This window comes from Microcystis wesenbergii NRERC-220 (assembly GCF_032027425.1).
In the GTDB taxonomy this organism is placed as follows: domain Bacteria; phylum Cyanobacteriota; class Cyanobacteriia; order Cyanobacteriales; family Microcystaceae; genus Microcystis; species Microcystis wesenbergii_A.
Map to the genome: position 1 here is coordinate 4,334,196 of NZ_JAVSJA010000001.1, position 20,698 is coordinate 4,354,893.

A 20,698-nucleotide genomic window follows, 5' to 3' on the forward strand; every position below is an offset into this window, starting at 1 on the left:
AAGACATTCGGGTTGGGGAAGTGGGGTTTTAGTTGAATTTCCCCACTTCCCCAATTACTCAAAATTTTATGAAGCATTTGAGTAAACACCTGACTTGATCGATGACAATGGCTCTATCCCGTTCTAGCTGTCAATGATCATGCAAAGTCTTTTTCAACGTTCCCTAGCTGAGACCAATTCTGGGGAAGAAGATATCCGTAGTCGTATTCTACAGGCCGCTTTACGTTTATTTGCCGCCAAGGGTTATGAAGGAACCACGACCAAAGACCTAGCAGGAAAGGCAAATGTGGCAGAAGGAACTTTATTTCGTTATTTTCCCAACAAAAAGGCGATTTTAATCGAAGTGGCCACTAGGGGATGGGTGGATATTCTCACCGACTTGCTGACGGAATTGAGCGAAATGGGCAGTTATAAAGCGGTAGCGCAGGTGATGCGACGTAGGGTGTTGAGAATGCGAGAAAATAGCGATTTATTGCGAGTTTGTTTTATAGAAGCCCAATTTCACCCCGAATTAAAAGAGCGAATTCAATCGGAAGTAATTGCCAAAATGACCGATGTGGCCGAGGCTTTTTTTCAAACAGCGATCGATCATGGTATCTATCGTCCCATGAATCCGAAAATTGTGGCCCAGGTTTTTCTAGGAATGTTCGCAATTGCTGGTTTTTCCAGTGAAACTATTTTAGATGCCAATGCTTCTCCCTTCGCTTTACAAGAAATGGCCGAAGGTATTGCCGAAATTTTTCTGAATGGAGTGTTAGTTAAAGAAGTTTAATTATTGCCTATTTTCCCTTTCTTCCCCGACGGTTAACTTTTCTCCTATCTCCTCACCTAAGGGAAGATTTTTGATTTTTGCAGGAGATCTAATAGGTTCCCGCTCTAGAATTTCTCTGAAAAACTAGCCCTAGTAATGCCGATGAAACTCCTCTCACAATTTTCTGGGAAATTGATCGCTTTTTCGCTAACTTTCTCCGGTTTTAGTGGTTTATTTTCCCCTATTCCCGCTTTGGCCGCTGAAACCCTGACCTTGCGCCTAGGAATGGTCGAACAGGATATTAATATTCAAGAGTTAGAACAATATGTGGAAACTGGAAAATTATCTCCGAATTTACAGTCCTATCCAACAATTTTAACTGCTGCCATCCGTCAAGGTTTAGAAAAACATCTCTATGTGGATAGTCAAATCGCCCAGCAATTTCTAGAAAATTTATTCAACGAACAGGAAGGCAAAAACTTATTATCTCAGTTAAATCAGGCTCTTCCCGAAAGTAATCCCACCAGAATTAAAGCCACTTTATCTCTGATTCTCCAAACCAATGATAAAGTTAATATCTTTAGTTTTTTAAAAGCCTATCCCCAGAAAAAACTTACCCTAGACTTATTAGCTTTAACCTCCATAGCTAAACAACTAAATCAAAATCGTTTTAAAAACATTTTGCTCACCTCGCTTTTAGAACACTCGTTAAGTGCAAGTGATTCCGTCAAATTACCAAATCAATTTTCTCCCGATCAAAGAGGAAAAAATTTGGTTTTTAAACAGACACAATTTTTCTATGATTCTATCAGAAATAGAGCCGTTAAAACCGATATTTATTATTCGGTTGATAGTCGCGGCCCTTTAGTGATCATGTCCCACGGTTTTGCCGCAGATCGGCGTTTTTTACGTTATCTGGCCTTCCATCTCGCTTCCTACGGTTTGACAGTGGTTTCTGTGGAACATCGCGGCAGTAATATTAATGCTTTACTAACCGCTGCTCAAGGTTGGCAAATTAATAATTTATTGCCCGCATCAGAATTTATAGAACGGCCGAAAGACATCAGCTTTATTCTCAATGAATTAACCGCTTTAAACAAGGATAATAACAGTGAATTTCGAGGTAAATTCAATACCCAAAAAGTCACAATAATTGGTCATTCTTTTGGGGGATATACTGCTTTAGCTTTAGCCGGTGCGCGTTTAGAACCCTCCCACACTCGTCGAGTTTGTCAATCCCTAACCCCCTTGGAACGTTCCCCCGCAGATTGGCTACAGTGTGCGGTGACAAAGTTGGCCTATAAACAAATGTCTTTTCGTGATTATCGCATCGATCGAGCTATAGTATTAAATCCTGTTATTGGTTCCCTTTTTGCCTCTAATCTTGCCTCGATCACGATTCCCGTATTGATGTTATCCTCGACAGAAGACGGGATCACTCCCATTATTGAACATCAATTACAACCCTTTGAAAACTTATCAGGAGAAAAATATTTAATCCTTGCTCATGGTGCAACTCACATGAGTGCCACGGATATTATTTATCTGAATAGCACCATGGGACAAAGTACATTAGTGCCAGAAGTAATGGACGAAAAAGCCAACCCTCTCCGGGAGATGATTAAAGGGGTTAGTTTAGCTTTTATCGAACAATCAACCTCTTTTTCTGACCAGTATCAACCTTATTTAAGTAGCAATTATATCGAGTCTTTTAACAGTAAAGCTATTAATTTTCGGCTCACAAAAAAGTTACCTACTACCGTCACAGCATTAGCCAATTTTTTGACAGTTAATAAAACCCCGATTAAATCCGACACTTCCCCAAAACCATCCTCTTGGTTAGAGGAATCATGGATAGCGATAAATAGTCTATTTACTCCTCCCAATTTCCGCACCGAAAGTCTCAGTTCAGTTTTTGGTGAACTTCTTGATTATACCGATCGCACCTTTGATCCTTGGAGTTAAAATAGGGTTTGCGGCAAAAAGTTTGTTGGTGGGGTTAGGAGTCAGTAGCCGGTCGTCGGTCGTTTCAGGCTTTGTTGCCCTCTTTTTTTGTACCAGTTTATATACTACAAGAAGGATAATGCCAGGTTTTTGAAGGTCTCAATCCTATATTCTTGCACTAACATCGGATTTTAACAGGTCAAAAGCCTTATTTTAAAAGGGTTTTACCATTATTCAGCAAGCCTTAAGTAGTAGTGCAAAATTAATTTCCTAGTCGAGACTCCGAGACAGCTAATCTAAGGATAGGCGGTTAAAATGCGTTTTAGCTTACTTAAGTAGGTAGGCGTTAAAAATTATCAGATGCCCCCCTTATCAAGGGGGGATTAAGGGGGGATCGAACCTAAAATCCATTTTTAATTTAATTATAACCAGCTACTTATGATAAAATGCTTTCAAAGACAGGTAAGGGAAAACTTGCAATTATTCACTCAATAAAATAACTGATATCCGAGATGAAACCCTGTTACTGCATTAATCCCGATTGTTCTCAACCAGAGCATCCGAGTAATAATAACTCGAATACTCGTTACTGTCAAAGTTGCGGCTCTGAGTTGTTGTTAAATGGTCAATATAGGGTAAGTCGGTTATTGAGTGATACGACCGGTTTTGGGGTTGTTTATGAGGCTTTTGAAGGTTTTACACCCAAAATCCTTAAGGTATTACAAGAAAAATGGAATAATGAACCGAAGGCAGTGGAATTATTTAAACGGGAATATGACGTTTTATTAGAGTTGAGTCGTCAAAATGTCACCGGTGTTCCTCGCGCAGATGCCTATTTTCAATATTCCACAAGGGAGGGGAAAATATTACACTGTTTAGTTATGGAAAAAGTGGAGGGGATTAATTTAGAACAGTGGCTAAAGCAGTATGATAAATTAAGTCAAAAACGAGCCTTAAAATGGCTGAGAGAAATCACTTTAATTCTCGATAAAATTCATCAACAGAATTGGCTGCATCGAGATATTAAACCCCCTAATATCATGCTGCGAAATAGTGGCGAGTTGGTGTTAATTGATTTTGGCACAGCAAGGGAAGAAACCCAAACCTATCATCAAAAGGTAAAAGGTCAACAGGTAACAGGTATTACCTCAGCCGGATATACCCCCAATGAACAACAACATGGCCAAGCAGTGATTCAATCAGATTTTCATGCTTTAGGACGAACTTTTGTGCATTTATTAACCGGAAAACATCCTTTAGAAATGTATGATCCGATTAATGATGTTTTACCTTGGCGAGAAGAAACGGAAAATATTCACCCGTTATTGTTGGATTTTATTGATGAGTTAATGGGAAGATTACCCAAGAATAGGCCAGCTAATACTAGGGTTATTTTACAACGTTTGGATGAGATTGAACGGCAATTAAAGTTACCTCCTATAACTCCTACTATACCATCTCCACCAGCACCAAATCCGCAGCCTGTTGTAACTCAAAAACAACCACAGGTTATTCCTAAGATTAATCCTTCTCCGCCGGTTTCACCCGTAGCTGTACCCAAAAAAACACCAGCACAACCGGTTAAAAATAATAATCTGAGAAATGGATTAATAGCGCTCAGTGGCGTTTTGTTATTAGGAATAGGAATAACTCAAGGTTACGGTTATTTAAAATATAAAAGATTTCCTGTAACTCCTCAATTTTTGATTTCTGGTTTAGTAGATAATCCATCTCTTTATAAAACCCTTACTGGTCATTCTGACTGGGTTAAGTCAGTAGCATATAGTCCCGATGGCCGCTATTTAGCTAGTGGTAGTGATGACAAAACTATCAAAATTTGGGAAGTAGCAACCGGAAAAGAACTGCGTACCCTTACTGGTCATTCTAGTGGGGTTTTGTCAGTGGTATATAGTCCCGATGGCCGCTATTTAGCTAGTGGGAGTGCTGACAAAACTATCAAAATTTGGGAGGTAGCAAAGGGAAAAGAATTGCGTACCCTTACTGGTCATTCTGACAGGGTTAGGTCAGTAGTATATAGTCCCGATGGCCGCTATTTAGCTAGTGGTAGTTGGGACAAAACTATCAAAGTTTGGGAGGTAGTAACGGGAACAGAATTGCGTACTCTTGCTGGTTATTCTGGCTGGGTTTGGTCAGTAGTATATAGTCCCTATGGCCGCTATTTAGCCAGTGGGAGTTGGGACAATACTATCAAAATTTGGGAGGTAGCAACGGGAAAACAATTGCGTACTCTTACTGGTCATTCTGGTAGTATTTGGTCAGTGGCATATAGTCCCGATGGCCGCTATTTAGCTAGTGGGGGTGATGACGATACTATCAAAATTTGGGAGGTAGCAACGGGAAAACAATTGCGTACCCTTACTGGCCATTCTGACTGGGTTAAGTCAGTAGCATATAGTCCCGATGGCCGCTATTTAGCTAGTGGGAGTGGTGACAAAACTATCAAAATTTGGGAGGTAGCAACGGGAAAAGAATTGCGTACCCTTACTAGCGGGGTTGAGTCAGTGGTATATAGTCCCGATGGCCGCTATTTAGCTAGTGGTAGTGGTGACAAAACTATCAAAATTTGGCGGGTGGGACAGTAAACTTGTGTTTGGGGTGACAGCAATAACTTTTGTCTATCAAAAATGAGCGACGCTTGCGGGAAACTGCACCGATGTCTTTAAAAATGTTGGGTTTTGGCTCAAATTATTGAATCGAGCAGTTTTCTCCTAAATAGGGTATGCGGCAAAAAGTACGGGCGAAGCATTCGGATAGAAAATCTACAGTTTCACCGATAGGTTATTGTCCGAATGCTTCGCCCCTACAGGACGCGGGCCGATAAAGACGCAAGATTTTGAACGACGATTCTCTCACAATCTTGCACCTGTTTTGCGAGAAAAGCCACAAAATCTCTACCTTGCTTACATCTCACATTTATTCAGCAAACCCTATATAATGTGTATATTAACAATCTACTATACACAACTAGGGATAGGATGATGACTAACATTATCATTGATGACCAACTCATGGCTGATGCTCTTAAAGCTACTGGTTTAAAGACTAAACAAGAAGTTGTTGAATTGGGTCTTAAGACTTTGATTCGGCTCAAACAACAGGAGAAAATTAAAGCCTTTAAAGGTAAGCTTAAATGGGAAGGAAACCTTGAGGAAATGAGGCACAATCAATGATTCTTGTGGATTCCAGTGTTTGGATTGATTATTTCAATGGTTATAATACTACGGAAACAACAGAACTTGATTTATTGCTGGGAGTTGAGCCGATAGCTATTGGTGATATTATTCTCACCGAAGTTCTCCAAGGTTTTAGGAGTGATAAGGATTATCAAATAGCCTATCGCTTACTAACTTCATTGACCATTTATGATTTACTAGGTTTGAGAATGGCATTGAAAAGCGCGGACAATTATCGCCAGTTACGCAAGAAGGGGATCACTATTAGGAAAACTGCTGATGTTATTATTGCTTCCTTTTGTATTGAAAATAATCTTCCGCTCTTTTTTTCAGATAAAGATTTTATTCCTTTTGTGAAGCACTTAAAGCTAATTTCAGCTTCTCCTACCACTTGATTTCTTGAGGTTTTCAACTCTAATGCTTTACCCGAGAAAAGTAGTTTGGTTGATATATACTCCTATTCTGCTCTTGCTCGAAGGTTAGCTCTAAAACAAAATTTGTTTCAACATAGATATTCACGCCGCCGCCTCATGCCGAAATTTTCCTCCGACTAAAGCAGCATACAACCCTGAATCAATCAACCAACGCTGAGAATCATCGAGAGCTTCAGGCGGCTTTTCAGAATAAATAATCTCTCCCAACCAAGAAGCAACAATTAGTTCAAGACTTTGCCTACTAATTTGGTCATTCGTTACCCCTGCTCGTTGAAAATAAGGCTGAAGAATGGGACTGGCATCAATCATATAACTAGGTTCACTCTGCTCCTGAAAAGCCCCAACATTACTCCATAAGTAAAATCTGTCAGGAAAGACCAGCAAAAAATAGGGAGCCTTGGCAAAAGTACCGTGTGCCAGAATATTGCGTCGGAGTTTTGCCGCCCATTCTGGGGATACGTTGGTTTTGCACTTGACCTCAACCACAAGAGCGAGTTGACCATTGCGGTTATTAACTGCTAAATCCCAGCCAGAAGCCATACAATGAACTGATGAAACGTTTTCCATAGGTAATTCAGTTGCTTGTAATCGTCCAATCTTCTGCTCTTAAACCGGCAATTTGCCCAAAATCTGAGAGATTTCTCGTCAGCAGGATAGCCTGATTAACCATTGAGATAGCAGCAATCTTCAAATCCATCGAACCCAAACGAGGGTAAGTTACCCGAAGTTCTTGAAAAACTTGACCTGCCTTTTCATCAAAGCCGACAATGGGAATCGTGCGATAATTAGCGAGGTGCTTTTCTAGCCTTCGATAGGCAACAACTTGGGTTTCAATCGAATTGGTCTTGGCTATGTAACTGAGCCATCCCCGCATTTGTTCTTCGTAGGTGATAATTGTGGTGGCAACTTCGCTGCTTGTAATAGCAGCCAGTTTTTTCAGCAATTGTTGTGCCGGTTGTCCCCCGCGATCGAGAATAGTAATATGATCTGTGTCAAGGAGATACATTTCAGGGTTCGGATGCTTCCTCGGCTAAAGGTTTTAGAGACTGGCGGTACTCTTGACCAAACTGCATTGCCTCTTCGTAAACCGGATCGTCAGCAAAAGTGCCGACAATTTTTTCCCACCAGGGAGTTTCGCTGACAGTAGGTAGCAAACGCTTAAGCAGTGCTACTTCAGCTTCTAAAGCTGCTAGTCTTATCTCTAGATCAGTGGTTAACATGGTTGACATATCCTCCTATTCTGCTCTTGCTCAAAGGTTAGCTCTAAAACAAAATTTGTTTCAACGCCAGAAGCCATAAGTTGACATCCTCACCGCCGTGAACGGACGGTGATTCCCAAACCTCACGATTTAGGCTTCGGCCGTGAGCTCAGGCTTCGACGGTGAGCTCAGCCGAACCGCCGAACGGTTTCTGTTTCTTTCCCGAAGGATTTTTCGCACCTGCCTTAACAGATTTACTCTGTTCTGGTCTTATAGTCGCTCCACAGACTGACACCGCAAGCCCTGCGGCCAAAATATTTTTACTGGCGTTAATATCTCGGTCATGGTGAGTCCCACAGTCTGGACAGTCCCACTCTCGAACATTTAACGGCATTTTCTCAGCAATATACCCGCAATTACTACACCTTTTAGAGCTAGGAAACCATCTATCTATTTCGATGTAGTTTCTCCCATACCAACGGCATTTATAGGCTAATTGTCGGGTAATTTCTCCCCAGCTTACATCAGATATTGCCTGAGATAATTTCGGGTTTTTGACCATATTCTTGACGGCTAAATTCTCAACCACAATCGTTTGGTTTTCACGAACTAATTGAGTGGTTAGCTTGTGTAAATGGTCTTTTCTGCTATCAGTAATTTGGGCGTGAATCCTAGCTACTTTGATTCTTGCTTTTTCCAGATTTTTTGACCCTTTCTGTTTTCTAGAAAGGCTTTTTTGGGCCTTTCGCAGCCTCCGATAATGCTTTTTAAAATGCTTGGGATTAGACACTTTATCGCCATCGCTGGTAATCACAAGGCTACTAATTCCTAAGTCAATTCCAATGGCTTTATCTGTTACTGGTAAAGGCTTAATCGTTGGGTCATCAAATCTTATTGAGATATGCCAACGTCCTGAGGGATGTAATCTGACTGTTACTGTGCTTGGTTCACAGCTTTCTGGGATTTGTCTTGACCATCGAATAGGTAAAGGTTCTGTGCATTTAGCTAAATAGATTTGTTTGTCTTTAAATTTAAAAGCAGATTTGGTAAATTCGGCACTTCCTCCCTGATGTTTTTTCTGAAAGTTAGGATACTTAGTACGACCAGCAAAGAAATTAGTAAAAGCTGTTTGTAAATGTCTTAAGCCTTGTTGTAAAGGTACACAGCTAACTTCATTGAGAAAGTCTAATTCTTCTTGCTTTTTCCACTCGGTCAACATTGAAGAAGTTTCAGTATATCCTACTCTTTCTTGTCTTTCATACCAAGCTTGTGTTCTGAGATGGAGTGCCTTATTGTCAACCAATCTTACACAGCCCAAAGTGCGCCGCAATAGCGACTCTTGTTCGGGTGTGGGGTAAAATCGGAACGAGTAGGCTTTTTCCATGTCTCACATTCTAGCATATATTTCGTAAATGTTCTAATATTTAACAGTAAAGCCGTCGTAGAACGACGGGGTTTCAGACCCAAATTTTCGATGACCAACTCATGGCTGATGCTCTTAAAGCTACTGGACTCTCCTATTCTTTGTGTGATAAGTTTGACTTCTATAGTAGTGATCGATCTTTGTGTCCTTTGTGTCTCTGTGGTTCATTCCCCTCACTATTTATTGCTGGCAGTCTTCATTGACTATCTAGACCAAAAAAGCCAGTCTTCCCTAATTTTTCGGGAAAACTGGACAAGCTAATCTTGAGATTTTAACCGACGTTAGCGGTTTGTTTTTGGCTAAAAAATGCCGCTAAAACCTGTTGGGCAATCTGGGGACTGGTTAAACCCAAATCAGCGAAGGATTCCTCTGGTGTTGCGTGGTCCACTAATTTATCGGGAACCCCGAAACGCTTGACAGGAACTAGAATATTAGCATCCTGTAAAGCTTCCAAAACCGCAGAACCAAAACCACCCATCAAACAACCTTCTTCTAAAGTCACCACTTTACCAAGACGTTGGGCAAGGGGAAAGATAAGTTCTGTATCAAGGGGCTTGACAAAACGGGCATTAACCACTGTGGCTTCGATGCCGTGTTCGCTGAGGATTTCGGCCACCTGTAGGGAAGTGTTGACCATAGTGCCGTATCCTAACAGGAGAATATCATCGCCACTGCGGAGAATTTCGCCCTTACCGATGGGTAAAGCTTCCCAACCTTCTTCCATCAGGGGAACCCCTAAACCGTTGCCCCGGGGGTAACGCATGGCAATGGGGCCGCTGGTATGATTAATCCCGGTCACGACCATTCTTTGCAGTTCCGCCTCATCTTTCGGGGCCATAATGGTCATATTGGGGATACAACGCAGGTAGGCGATATCGTACATCCCTTGGTGGGTCGGTCCATCGGCCCCGACAATACCGGCCCGGTCCATGCAGAAGAAAACCGGTAGATTTTGAATGCAGATATCATGAATAATCTGATCAAAAGCCCGCTGCAGGAAAGTAGAGTAAATAGTGACAACCGGGCGCATTCCTTCGCAAGCAAGACCACCAGCGAGAGTAACCGCGTGTTGTTCGGCAATTCCCACATCGATGTACTGTTTCGGCAGTTTTGCTTGAAATTTATCTAATCCCGTCCCCGTGGCCATGGCGGCGGTGATACCGATAATGCGCGGGTCATTTTCCGCCAATTTAGTGAGAGTATGCCCGAAAACTTTGGAATAAGCGGGAGGTTTCGGTTTACTGGAGGGAATCGGTTTACCCGTGGCTAAATTAAAGGGATTTTGGGCATGATAACCCACTTGATCTTTTTCGGCCCATTCGTAGCCTTTGCCTTTAACGGTGGCAACGTGGACGAAAACCGGTCCGTGGACCTTATGGGCCTGTTTAAAAGTGGCGATTAATTCGGGAATATTATGACCATCAATCGGGCCAAAATATTTAAAGCCCAATTCCTCGATGACTGCGCCAACTTTGGGAACTGCTAACCGTTTCATCCCTTCTTTGACTCGTTCCATTTCCGGAGTGAGGGAGTCACCGAAGAAGGGTAGATTTTTAAATTGTTCTTCGAGATTATCGGCGATAAACTGGACGGGTTCGCTCAGACGAACTTTATTGAGATAGCGGGAAATTGCCCCGACGTTGGGGGAAATGGACATTTCGTTATCGTTGAGGATAACCATGATGTTGGTGTTCGGTAAATGTCCAGCATGGTTAATCGCTTCTAGGGCCATACCCCCGGTTAAAGCACCATCCCCGATGATCGATACCACCTTGAAATCTTCCCCCTTGGCATCCCGGGCTAAAGCCATTCCTAACCCCGCAGAAATGCTCGTGGAGGCGTGTCCAGCCCCAAAATGGTCAAATTTGCTCTCGCAACGTTTTAGATAGCCCGCAACGCCGTTTTTTTGGCGCAGGGTGTGAAAATCGTTATAGCGACCGGTGAGGAGTTTGTGCGGATAAGCTTGGTGTCCCACGTCCCAAAGGACTTTATCTCGATCGAGATCGAGGGTTTGGTAAAGCGCGATCGTTAGTTCTACGACTCCTAACCCCGGTCCCAAATGTCCACCGGTAGCGGCGATCGTCTGGAGGTGTTTTTCGCGAATCTGACGGGCAATATCTTCTAATTGACGGAGTGATAAACCATGTAACTGGTTGGGATGAGTAATTTCACTTAGGTGCATATCGGCTTCTTTTTCAAAGTAGTTTATCCCTATACCAACTGTATAGGATTTTCAGCCTGAGATGAGGGAAAATCTAGGCTAGTCTGGCCGCCGTGCGTAAAATTTGGCCGGCTAACATGGCAGCCCCAAAACCATTATCGATATTAACCACACCCACACCGACCGCGCAGGAATTGAGCATAGTTAACAAAGGAGCAATACCACCGAAACTGGTTCCGTAACCGATACTGGTGGGAACGGCGATCACCGGGCGATCAACTAATCCCGCTACCACACTTGGTAAGGCTCCTTCCATTCCCGCAACAACAATTAACACATCGGCGGCATCCAGTAGATGGCGATGATTCAAGAGGCGATGAATTCCCGCTACTCCCACATCCCAGAGACGCTGCACGGAAAAACCGCATAATTGAGCAGTAACCGCCGCCTCCTCCGCTACGGGAATATCGGCAGTTCCCGCCGTTAGGATGGAAATTATCCCTTTTGGGGGATTTTCTGGGGCAGCTGCGGCAATGGCACAGATGCGGGCTAAGGGATAATAAACTAAGTCTGTTACCTGTTCCTGTAGCTGGGCTGCTATCTCTGCTTCAATCCGGGTGGCCATAACCACGGGACTATTTTGACGCAAAACATTGATAATTTGGGCGATTTGAGCGGTGGTTTTACCCGGCCCCCAGATAACCTCCGGAAATCCCGTTCTTAATTGACGATGATGGTCAATTTTAGCGAAGTCTTCCACCGGTTCAAAGGCCAGATGTTTAAGTTTATCTAAGGCTGTCTCCGGGTTAATTTCTCCCCTGGCAACGGCGGTCAGCAGCGATCGCAAATCGGCAGCATGGAACATGGTCAGTTATCAGTTATCAGTTATCAGTTATCAGTTATCAGTTATCAGTTATCAGTTATCAGTTATCAGTTATCAGTTATCAGTCATCAGATTTGAGTTTTAAGTGAGCAGTAAGTACCTAAGCAAAATTAATTACACATATCTAACCACCTCTTGCCTCTTGCCCCTTGCCTCTTGCCTATCTTCACTAGGAAATTAATTTTGCACGACTACTTATGTGTTAAGTGACCAGTATTAAATAGCAGTTTCTTGCCATCTTTTCACTGTTTACTGATCACTGATTACTGATTACTGCTCACTGCTCACTGATATTAGGAGGCCATGGTAGCTGCGGGACGGCGGCGGCGATAAGTACGATTGTTCGCTGGTTCCGTTGCCGCCGCTTGCAGGAGGAAAATCACTAGAGGTTGACTCTGTAACTCCCGTTTGATTAAACGTTGCAAAGTCGTCTCGATTTCGGCCCGTAAACCGGCCCAATCTTGGTCCCCCGTGGCGGTTTTAAATTCACCACTGCGATCGCTTAAACAGCGTTCGATCGCCCGAATAATTAACTGATTCAGCAGCGAGATTTCCACTTTTGTCACCACACCGCGCAAATTAATCTCTGGAGGTGCGCTTAATTGTCCCTCCCCGTTAACGAAGGCGGCGATCGTAATCACACCATCTTCGGCTAACTGTTGTCTTTCCTGCATAATGTGTTCGTGGACCACACCCGCTTGATCGACTAACTCGATTCCCGAAGGCACTGGTGCGCCGAGGCCAATGCGATCGCCAGTTAACTCGATCGTGTCACCATTTTTGACAATTACCATATTTTCGGCGGGAATCCCCATACTTTGGGCCATCTGAGCGTGTTTGACCAGCATTCGGTGTTCTCCATGCACTGGCACAAAAAACTTCGGCCGGGTCAAAGATAGCATCAATTTATGGTCTTCTTGGGAACCATGGCCAGAAACGTGAATTCCCTTATCGCGTCCGTAAACTACGTTAGCACCCTGCATCATCAGGCGATCAATCGTATTGACCACAGCGATGGTATTACCCGGAATCGGATTAGCGGAAAAGACAATCGTATCCCCCTGACGCACGCGAATATGAGGATGTTCACCCTTAGAAATCCGCGTCATGGCCGCTAAAGTTTCTCCCTGGGAGCCTGTGGTTAAAATGACGATTTTTTCATCGGCTAAATTGCGGGTCGCTTTCAAGGGTTCAAATAGATCGTCGGGACATTTTATATACCCCAAATTGCGCGCATGAGCGATGACATTTAACATCGATCGACCCACTACCACCACTTTCCGGTTAAATTTCTGGGCCAATTTCAACACCAGATTAATCCGATGCACCGAAGAGGCAAAGGTAGTGATCATAATCCGTCCCGTTGCTTGGTTAAAAACCCGCTCTAAACCGGGATAAACGGAAGCTTCCGAGGGAGTATAACCGGGTACTTCCGCGTTAGTGGAATCACTCAATAAACATAGCACCCCTTTCTCGCCATGTTCGGCAATTTTTTGCAGATCAAAGAATTCGCCATCCACGGGAGTATGGTCAATTTTAAAATCTCCCGTGTGAATAACTACCCCTAAAGGAGTGTGAATTGCTACACAAAAACTATCGGCGATCGAGTGGGTATTGCGGATATATTCCACCATGAAAGATTTACCTAAACGCACCATTTGCCGAGGAACTACGGTTTCTAATTTGGTACGATTTGCTAATCCTGCTTCTTCCAATTTATCCCGCAATAAAGCCATCGCTAGACGCGGACCGTAGATAATTGGCACATCAAATTGTTTGAGATGGTAGGGAATGCCACCGATATGATCTTCATGACCGTGGGTGACGATCATACCCTTAATTTTATGGCGATTTTCCCTTAGATAAGTCATATCGGGAAGCACTACATTAACCCCGTGCATATCGTCGGAGGGAAAAGCTAAACCGGCATCCAGGAGAATAATCTCATCATCGTACTCAAAAACACAGGTGTTTTTGCCGATTTCGTGTAGTCCTCCTAGGGGAATGATCTTTAGTTTTGCTTGGGTTTTATCTTGATTCATTAGGTATCCTTTGATGGTAAGTTATGGTGATTTTTCAGGTTGGTTTTGTGGACGGGAAATCTCAAAAAATGAATAGTTAGAATAAGTCGAACTAGGGGAATAACACCTAGCTAAATTCACTTAGTATCAATACTTTCTAGCAGTTCTAAACTATATTTCTTTTCTTCTAGTTAAGCTATTAATATTATAACCTACTTTCTCGAAAAATCCCAGTTTAGTGGGCAAGAATTTCTAGTATTTTTCTAGATTAAAGCCAATTCTTGCATAATTTTTGCTAATCCTTCTTCTAACTCTGGACTTAAGGAACATAAAGGAAGTCTTAGACCCCCCACTTCCCAACCGACTAGATTTAAGGCCGCTTTAATTGGAATTGGATTAGTGGCACAGAATAAACCTTTAAACAACGGAAATAATTTCAAGTTAATCTCGGTCGCTTTGGCCGCATCTCCGGTTAAGAAAGCTTGAATCATTCCTCGTATTTCTTCTCCCACTAGATGACTAGCAACACTGACCACCCCCACCGCACCACAGGTCATCAGGGGTAAGGTGAGAAAATCATCACCGGAATAAATAGCGAAATTTTCAGGGGTATGACAGTAAATCTTGCAGGTTTGTTCTAAATTACCACTAGCTTCTTTTACCGCCACAATATTATCAACTGCTGCCAGTTTAATAATCGTTTCCGGGGTCATATTTTGACCCGTACGACCGGGGATATTATAAAGCATTACTGGCAGATCGGGACAAGCTTTGGCAATGGTGCGAAAATGCTCGTATAAACCCTCTTGGGGTGGTTTATTGTAGTAGGGGACCACTTGCAAAGAACCATCTAAACCCAGTTTAGCAGCCTGTTGGGTAGCTTCGATCGCTTCGGAAGTGGAATTAGAACCCGTCCCCGCGATCACTTTTCCCCGACCATTAACCGCTTTTTTGACAATACTAAATAGTTCGTATTCTTCCTGCCAACTTAGGGTGGGTGATTCTCCCGTCGTCCCACAGACCACTATACCATCGCTACCGTGAGTAACTAGATAATCGGCCAATTTTTCCACCAGGGCATAATTAACTTGACCTTCGACGGTGAAGGGAGTCACCATCGCCGTAATTACTCGTCCAAAATATGTTGTTTCACTCATTGATCAGTTATCAGTTATCAGTTATCAGTTATCAGCTTCTGAAGGCAAGAGGCAACAGGCAAGAGGCAAAAGAAAGAATCTGGCAATTTTCCTACCCAAAAAGAAGGTTATCAACTAAGTACATTGAAGCTTTTAGCTTCACAAATTAGGTTTTAGATTCGGCCTTTATTATCAGTTTTTGAGCAATCAGCAATCAGCTTTCAGACTTTACTTATCCGGTTAATTAGCTATTTTTCTAATTATTATCGCCTTGATTTAGCTGATGGCTGATCGCTTAATTATCAAACTGTTGCTAATCTTGAACCGACGAGATTTTTCTTGACTAAAAGTTCCGCAATTTGCACGGCATTTAAAGCCGCACCCTTGCGAATTTGATCGCCGCATAGCCACAATTCTAGACCGTTAGGATGGGAGATATCTTGACGAATGCGTCCCACTAATACTTCATCGCGACCGGTAGCATCAATTGGCATGGGAAAATAATTAGCGTCCCAATCTTCCACTAATTTTACCCCCGGAGCGTACTGAAGAATTTCTCTAGCCTTCACCACAGAAAAAGGCCGACTAAATTCTAGGTTAACCGATTCCGAATGGGCCCGCAGGACGGGAACCCTTACACAGGTGGCACTAACCCGCAGCCCCGGACAAGCAAAAATCTTGCGGGTTTCGTTGACCATTTTCATTTCTTCCTCGCAGTACCCTTGACCATTAATCGGCGTATTGTGGGGAAAAAGATTAAAAGCGAGGGGATAGGGAAAGGAATTGGTCGGAGGTTGCCGATTATCAAGAATTGCTTGTGCTTGCTGTTTTACCTCCTCCATCGCTCGCGCTCCAGCACCACTGGCGGACTGATAAGTAGAAACTACTACTCGCTCGATCGCCTGTACTTGGTGGAGAGGCCAGATCGCCACTCCTAAAAGAATTGTCGTACAGTTGGGATTAGCGATAATGCCCCGGTGATTGTCCACACTGTCGGGATTGATTTCCGGGACAACTAAAGGCACTTCGGGATTCATGCGAAAAGCACTGGAGTTATCGATAATCGTCGCACCCGACTCGACAATAGTTTTCGCCCAAGCTTTCGAGGTGGACCCCCCCGCAGAAGCAAGAACGATATCCACGTCCTGAAAAGAGCGCTCGTTTACCGCTTCGATTAGGAGACTTTCGCCCTGAAAATCGAGGGTTTTTCCAGCAGAACGCTCGGAAGCGAGTAATTTTAGACTAGCGAGAGGAAATTGACGACTAGCTAATAACTCTAGTAATTCCGTTCCCACGGCCCCGGTGGCCCCTAAAATAGCGACCCGTACTTTTTGACTCAAATTGTGTAACCTCCTGACGAGTTGGGTGATGATAATGATCCGAAGAAATCGTTAAAGTAAAAAATCTTTTTTGTCCACCGAGTTATTCTAAAACTTGGATTGATCGGCTTTTGATCAGCAAAATTTTCTGATTGGGCTTAACTGCCCCAAGGACGGAATAAATTAAATATACCCCATTGACCGCTAAAATAAAAAGATTGTGAGAGCTTGGGGAGCAACTGCAGCTATTCCCCTAGAATATCACGAGCGGGACGGATCCACCGCAGGCGTAAACACCGCTCACCCTATTATAAACGTTCCTTGTCGTAAGAGCTAGAAAAATCAATGAAAGTTATTCAGGAAAAGCTTCCTGCCAGTCAGATAGGTTTAGAAATTGAAATTCCCGCCGAAACCACGAAAAACACCCACGAGCAAGTGGTCAAGAATTTAGCGAAGTCGGCCAATATACCCGGTTTTCGCCCTGGTAAGGTTCCCCGTCAGATTCTTCTGCAAAGATTGGGAACTAAAGCGGTAAAAGCGGCAGTAATTGAGGAATTACTTGAAAATTGTCTCGAATCTGCTCTAAAACAGGAGGGAATCGAGTCCCTGGGTACTCCGCAGCTATTGTCTCAGTTTGAGGATTTGATCGCTGCCTATGAACCGGGTAAAGCTTTGACTTTTTCAGTTTCCGTGGATGTGGCCCCGACAATTGTTCTCGGAGATTACGAAAATCTGAGCGTTACTGCCGAAGAAACCGTTTATGATCCCGAATCCGTGGAAAATTGGTTTAAAGAGCGTCAAGAACAGTTAGCGACATTGGTTCCCGTGGAAGATCGCGGGGCGCAGCTGGGAGATGTGGCGATCGTTGATTATCGAGGAAAATCCGCCGAAACCGGCGAGGATATCCCGGATATTGACGGCGAAGATCTGCGGGTGGATATGGAACCAGGACGCTTTATCGAGGGGATGGTAGAAGGAATTGTCGGCATGAAACCGGAAGAAGTCAAAGAGATGACTTTAACTTTCCCAGAAGATTATCCCAAAGAAGATGTGGCAGCAAAAGCGGTAATCTTTACAATTACGATGAAAGAGTTAAAAGCGAAGGAATTACCAGAGCTTGACGACGATTTTGCCCAAGAAGTCAGCGATCAGGAAACAATCGCCGAATTAAGAGCAAGTTTAGAGAAACGTTTCCGAGAAGAAGCGGAGAAGGAAACCAAAGACAGCATTTATGAGGCTTTAACCAAGGAATTGGTCAAGGGTGCGACTTTAGATTTACCGGAGACGCTGATCGAAAAGGAAGTGACGCAAATTTTGACCCAAAGCTTCATGCAGTTCCAACAAATGGGGCTAGATGTCAACCAGTTGTTTACAAAAGATAATATTCCCAAAATGCGGGAAAACGCCCGTCCCGATGCGATCGAAAGTCTGAAACAGACTCTCGTGGTGCAGGAATTGGCTAAAGTCGCAGGCATTGAAGTCAGTCCCGAAGCGGTAACGGAAAAAATCGCTAATATCATGGCCCAATTGTCCGATCGCGACATAGATAGGCAGCGTCTGGAACAGGTGATCACCGAAGAAATCCTGGCGGAAAACACCCTGGCATGGCTGAAGGAAAAGGCTACTATCACCCTCGTCCCCAAAGGTTCCCTAGAGGAAGAAACAAGCGAGGAGGAGGAAACAGAAGAAACCTTAGCAGCCGCCGAAGTGGAAGTGTTGGCAGCCGAGGAAGAATAACCGTAAGGAGTTAGCGGTCATGTTGGGGTGTTGGGGTTTTAGGGTCTTAGGGTTTTGGGGTATTAGTTGAATTCCCCCATTCCCCCATTCCCTGATAACTGATCAGTGAGCACTGACAACTCGACCGAATCTAAAACCTAATTTATTAAGCTAAAAGCTTTGATCTACTTAGTTTCTAAGCTTATTTTTAGGTAAGACAATTGCCAGATTCTTTCTTTTGCCTTTTGCCTTTTGCCTTTTGCCTTTTGCCTTTTGCCTTCACAAGCTGATCACTGATAACTGATCACTGATAACTGATCACTGATTCCTGCCAACAAAGGAAAACTTAGGGCATAATAGATGGACAGAAGTGCTAAAGATGCTTAACATTTGCCAGTAAAAGCTCCACAGCCAAGCAAAAACCCTAAGATTGTGATAGCGGAACCGAAAAAATTATGCTCGAATCGAGATCACCTGACTACCCAATTACCAGTAATTGTCGCCCTGCTATCTACGCCAACACGGGGAGAAACTCCCTAGCTAACGTTTTACCCGTGGTAATCGAACAGTCTGGCATGGGTGAACGGGCTTTTGATATCTATTCTCGACTCCTGCGCGAGAGAATTGTCTTTCTGGGAACTCCCGTCGATGATCAGGTCGCTGATTCGATCGTCGCCCAACTCCTCTACTTGGAGGCAGAAGATCCCGAAAAAGATATCCAACTTTATATCAACTCCCCCGGTGGTTCCGTTTATGCCGGACTAGCTATCTACGACACCATGCAACAAATTCGCCCCGACGTGGCGACAATTTGTTTCGGTTTAGCCGCTAGTATGGGAGCATTCCTGCTTTGTGGTGGCGCGGCAGGTAAACGGATGTCCCTACCCAGTAGCCGGATCATGATTCACCAACCCCTCGGCGGCGCCCAAGGTCAAGCTAGTGATATCGCCATCCAAGCCAAAGAGATCCTCTATATTAAACAGAGACTCAATACCATGCTGGCTCACCACACCGGTCAACCCTACGATCGCATCGCCAACGACACCGAACGGGACTTTTTCATGTCGGCCGTCGAAGCCAAAGAATATGGGTTAATCGATCTGGTGATTTCCCGTCCCGAACTGCCCGATCCTACCGTTCCCGTTACTTCCCTGTAAATAATAAACTATGTCTAAATACGACTCCCACCTCAAGTGTTCATTTTGCGGCAAATCCCAGGAACAAGTGCGAAAATTAATCGCCGGGCCGGGGGTCTATATTTGTGACGAGTGTGTGGAACTGTGTAACGAAATTCTCGATGAGGAATTGATGGAACCGCCCAGTCCGGTCGCCCCAGTGGAGGAACGCCCCAACAAACGGCGATCGGGCCAAAATAAAACCACGTGGGAACAAATTCCCAAACCAAGAGAGATTAAAAAATACCTCGATGACTACGTTATTGGTCAAAATGAGGCGAAAAAAGTGCTTTCTGTGGCCGTTTATAACCATTACAAACGCCTCAAAGATATCCAAACCCAAAAAGCCAGTGGCGGCAATCCGGAAGATAGCATCGAACTGCAAAAATCCAATATTCTGTTAATTGGTCCCACAGGATCGGGAAAAACCCTTTTAGCTCAAACTCTTGCTAAAATCCTCGATGTACCTTTTGCTGTCGCCGATGCCACCACTTTAACCGAGGCCGGTTATGTGGGGGAAGATGTGGAAAATATTCTCTTGCGTCTGTTACAAGTGGCAGATTTAGACGTGGAAGAAGCGCAGCGGGGCATTATCTACATCGATGAAATCGATAAAATTGCCCGCAAGAGCGAAAATACCTCGATTACCCGGGATGTGTCCGGAGAAGGGGTACAGCAAGCTTTACTGAAAATGTTAGAGGGAACGATCGCCAATGTTCCCCCCCAAGGCGGCCGCAAACACCCCTATCAGGATTGTATTCAGATTGACACCAGCAATATCCTGTTTATCTGCGGTGGGGCGTTTGTTGGTTTAGATAAGGTGATCGATCAGCGTCTCGGTAAAAAATCCATGGGCTTTATTCAACCGGGAGATGGCCAAGCTAGTAAGGATAAGGTAGCGGCAGGGTTATTAAAACAAATGACTCCCGATGATTTAGTCAAATTTGGCATGATTCCAGAGTTTGTCGGTCGGATTCCCGTCCTAGCGGCACTGTCACCCCTGGATGAGGAAGCTTTAATCGCTATCCTGACGCAACCCCGCAACGCTTTGGTGAAACAGTATCAAAAACTGTTGAAGATGGACAATGTACAGTTAGAGTTTAAATCTGATGCCGTCCTAGCGATCGCCCAAGAGGCCTATCGTCGCAAAACCGGGGCCCGGGCCCTACGGGGTATTGTCGAGGAATTAATGCTCGATGTCATGTACGAATTGCCCTCGCGCAAGGACGTGAAACGCTGTTTAATCACCCGCGAAATGGTGGAAAAACGTTCCACGGCAGATCTATTGGTTCATCCTTCCTCTCTACCTAGTCAAGAATCCGCTTAAGGGGAAAAATCGAGG

18 protein-coding genes are annotated in these 20,698 nt (G+C 44.0%); 9 read left to right on the forward strand and 9 right to left on the reverse strand.

The annotated features are described in order from the left end of the window. Positions 1-139 precede the first annotated feature (139 nt). The 5 genes from RAM70_RS20995 to vapC all read left to right on the forward strand — a co-directional run bounded on the left by RAM70_RS20995 (position 140) and on the right by vapC (position 6,284). Entirely contained in the window at positions 140-772 is a 633-nt protein-coding gene (locus RAM70_RS20995) for a TetR/AcrR family transcriptional regulator (protein ID WP_045358660.1), read from the forward strand. A 141-nt stretch (positions 773-913) separates the two neighbouring features. Next, complete coding sequence (locus RAM70_RS21000) at positions 914-2,716, forward strand: alpha/beta hydrolase (RefSeq protein ID WP_045358659.1); 1,803 nt, start codon at positions 914-916, stop codon at positions 2,714-2,716. A 491-nt stretch (positions 2,717-3,207) separates the two neighbouring features. Continuing rightward, positions 3,208-5,298 (forward strand): serine/threonine-protein kinase, encoded by a 2,091-nt coding sequence (locus RAM70_RS21005; protein WP_312675453.1) that lies wholly within the window; start codon positions 3,208-3,210, stop codon positions 5,296-5,298. Between the two features lie 393 nt (positions 5,299-5,691). Then, positions 5,692-5,886 (forward strand): type II toxin-antitoxin system VapB family antitoxin, encoded by a 195-nt coding sequence (locus RAM70_RS21010; protein WP_002752171.1) that lies wholly within the window; start codon positions 5,692-5,694, stop codon positions 5,884-5,886. Continuing rightward, on the forward strand, positions 5,883-6,284 hold the full coding sequence (vapC, locus tag RAM70_RS21015; protein WP_159291538.1) for a type II toxin-antitoxin system VapC family toxin: 402 nt from the start codon (positions 5,883-5,885) through the stop codon (positions 6,282-6,284). Before RAM70_RS21010 ends, vapC begins: the two co-directional genes overlap by 4 nt. 120 nt (positions 6,285-6,404) lie before the next feature. On the opposite strand, the gene RAM70_RS21020 is transcribed toward vapC, so the two are convergent. From RAM70_RS21020 to RAM70_RS21035, 4 genes are all read right to left on the reverse strand, one after another. Continuing rightward, the gene (locus RAM70_RS21020; protein WP_312675456.1) at positions 6,405-6,890 is read right to left on the reverse strand and encodes a hypothetical protein; all 486 of its coding nucleotides are present in this window, start codon (positions 6,888-6,890) and stop codon (positions 6,405-6,407) included. A gap of 7 nt (positions 6,891-6,897) precedes the next feature. Continuing rightward, entirely contained in the window at positions 6,898-7,329 is a 432-nt protein-coding gene (locus RAM70_RS21025; protein WP_004160482.1) for a type II toxin-antitoxin system VapC family toxin, read from the reverse strand. Between the two features lies 1 nt (position 7,330). Continuing rightward, positions 7,331-7,543, reverse strand: a complete 213-nt coding sequence (locus tag RAM70_RS21030) for a hypothetical protein (protein ID WP_002752164.1) — start codon at positions 7,541-7,543, stop codon at positions 7,331-7,333. Between the two features lie 148 nt (positions 7,544-7,691). Beyond that, complete coding sequence (locus tag RAM70_RS21035; RefSeq protein WP_312675460.1) at positions 7,692-8,906, reverse strand: RNA-guided endonuclease InsQ/TnpB family protein; 1,215 nt, start codon at positions 8,904-8,906, stop codon at positions 7,692-7,694. 101 nt (positions 8,907-9,007) lie between these two features. Between RAM70_RS21035 and RAM70_RS21040 the strand changes: the two genes are divergently transcribed. Further along, complete coding sequence (locus RAM70_RS21040) at positions 9,008-9,148, forward strand: DUF2191 domain-containing protein (protein ID WP_071821906.1); 141 nt, start codon at positions 9,008-9,010, stop codon at positions 9,146-9,148. Positions 9,149-9,216: 68 nt separating this feature from the next. On the opposite strand, the gene dxs is transcribed toward RAM70_RS21040, so the two are convergent. From dxs to RAM70_RS21065, 5 genes are all read right to left on the reverse strand, one after another. Beyond that, entirely contained in the window at positions 9,217-11,127 is a 1,911-nt protein-coding gene (dxs, locus tag RAM70_RS21045; protein ID WP_002803695.1) for a 1-deoxy-D-xylulose-5-phosphate synthase, read from the reverse strand. Positions 11,128-11,200: 73 nt separating this feature from the next. Continuing rightward, complete coding sequence (gene larB / locus RAM70_RS21050; RefSeq protein WP_108936202.1) at positions 11,201-11,971, reverse strand: nickel pincer cofactor biosynthesis protein LarB; 771 nt, start codon at positions 11,969-11,971, stop codon at positions 11,201-11,203. Between the two features lie 311 nt (positions 11,972-12,282). Continuing rightward, positions 12,283-14,031, reverse strand: coding sequence for a ribonuclease J (locus RAM70_RS21055; protein ID WP_312675469.1), 1,749 nt, complete (start codon positions 14,029-14,031; stop codon positions 12,283-12,285). Positions 14,032-14,273: 242 nt separating this feature from the next. Further along, positions 14,274-15,167, reverse strand: coding sequence for a 4-hydroxy-tetrahydrodipicolinate synthase (dapA, locus tag RAM70_RS21060; protein WP_045360948.1), 894 nt, complete (start codon positions 15,165-15,167; stop codon positions 14,274-14,276). Between the two features lie 281 nt (positions 15,168-15,448). Continuing rightward, on the reverse strand, positions 15,449-16,486 hold the full coding sequence (locus RAM70_RS21065) for an aspartate-semialdehyde dehydrogenase (protein WP_045360946.1): 1,038 nt from the start codon (positions 16,484-16,486) through the stop codon (positions 15,449-15,451). A gap of 324 nt (positions 16,487-16,810) precedes the next feature. Here RAM70_RS21065 and tig point away from each other — a divergent pair, with 324 nt between their 5' ends. The 3 genes from tig to clpX all read left to right on the forward strand — a co-directional run bounded on the left by tig (position 16,811) and on the right by clpX (position 20,683). Next, positions 16,811-18,202: a trigger factor gene (gene tig / locus RAM70_RS21070; RefSeq protein ID WP_312675475.1), complete on the forward strand. Its 1,392-nt coding sequence runs from the start codon at positions 16,811-16,813 to the stop codon at positions 18,200-18,202. 434 nt (positions 18,203-18,636) lie between these two features. After that, on the forward strand, positions 18,637-19,338 hold the full coding sequence (gene clpP / locus RAM70_RS21075; RefSeq protein ID WP_002736918.1) for an ATP-dependent Clp endopeptidase proteolytic subunit ClpP: 702 nt from the start codon (positions 18,637-18,639) through the stop codon (positions 19,336-19,338). A 10-nt stretch (positions 19,339-19,348) separates the two neighbouring features. Further along, complete coding sequence (gene clpX / locus RAM70_RS21080) at positions 19,349-20,683, forward strand: ATP-dependent protease ATP-binding subunit ClpX (RefSeq protein ID WP_045360942.1); 1,335 nt, start codon at positions 19,349-19,351, stop codon at positions 20,681-20,683. Positions 20,684-20,698: the final 15 nt, after the last annotated feature.

Bases quoted from the DNA above. Each gene is read 5' to 3' on its own strand.
- dapA (WP_045360948.1), bottom strand. From the start codon at position 15,167: ATGAGTGAAACAACATATTTTGGACGAGTAATTACGGCGATGGTGACT.
- RAM70_RS21025 (WP_004160482.1), bottom strand. From the start codon at position 7,329: ATGTATCTCCTTGACACAGATCATATTACTATTCTCGATCGCGGGGGA.
- RAM70_RS21000 (WP_045358659.1), top strand. From the start codon at position 914: ATGAAACTCCTCTCACAATTTTCTGGGAAATTGATCGCTTTTTCGCTA.
- dxs (WP_002803695.1), bottom strand. From the start codon at position 11,127: ATGCACCTAAGTGAAATTACTCATCCCAACCAGTTACATGGTTTATCA.
- RAM70_RS21040 (WP_071821906.1), top strand. From the start codon at position 9,008: ATGGCTGATGCTCTTAAAGCTACTGGACTCTCCTATTCTTTGTGTGAT.
- RAM70_RS21055 (WP_312675469.1), bottom strand. From the start codon at position 14,031: ATGAATCAAGATAAAACCCAAGCAAAACTAAAGATCATTCCCCTAGGA.
- clpP (WP_002736918.1), top strand. From the start codon at position 18,637: ATGCTCGAATCGAGATCACCTGACTACCCAATTACCAGTAATTGTCGC.
- RAM70_RS21005 (WP_312675453.1), top strand. From the start codon at position 3,208: ATGAAACCCTGTTACTGCATTAATCCCGATTGTTCTCAACCAGAGCAT.
- larB (WP_108936202.1), bottom strand. From the start codon at position 11,971: ATGTTCCATGCTGCCGATTTGCGATCGCTGCTGACCGCCGTTGCCAGG.
- clpX (WP_045360942.1), top strand. From the start codon at position 19,349: ATGTCTAAATACGACTCCCACCTCAAGTGTTCATTTTGCGGCAAATCC.
- RAM70_RS21030 (WP_002752164.1), bottom strand. From the start codon at position 7,543: ATGTTAACCACTGATCTAGAGATAAGACTAGCAGCTTTAGAAGCTGAA.
- vapC (WP_159291538.1), top strand. From the start codon at position 5,883: ATGATTCTTGTGGATTCCAGTGTTTGGATTGATTATTTCAATGGTTAT.
- tig (WP_312675475.1), top strand. From the start codon at position 16,811: ATGAAAGTTATTCAGGAAAAGCTTCCTGCCAGTCAGATAGGTTTAGAA.
- RAM70_RS21035 (WP_312675460.1), bottom strand. From the start codon at position 8,906: ATGGAAAAAGCCTACTCGTTCCGATTTTACCCCACACCCGAACAAGAG.
- RAM70_RS21010 (WP_002752171.1), top strand. From the start codon at position 5,692: ATGATGACTAACATTATCATTGATGACCAACTCATGGCTGATGCTCTT.
- RAM70_RS21020 (WP_312675456.1), bottom strand. From the start codon at position 6,890: ATGGAAAACGTTTCATCAGTTCATTGTATGGCTTCTGGCTGGGATTTA.
- RAM70_RS20995 (WP_045358660.1), top strand. From the start codon at position 140: ATGCAAAGTCTTTTTCAACGTTCCCTAGCTGAGACCAATTCTGGGGAA.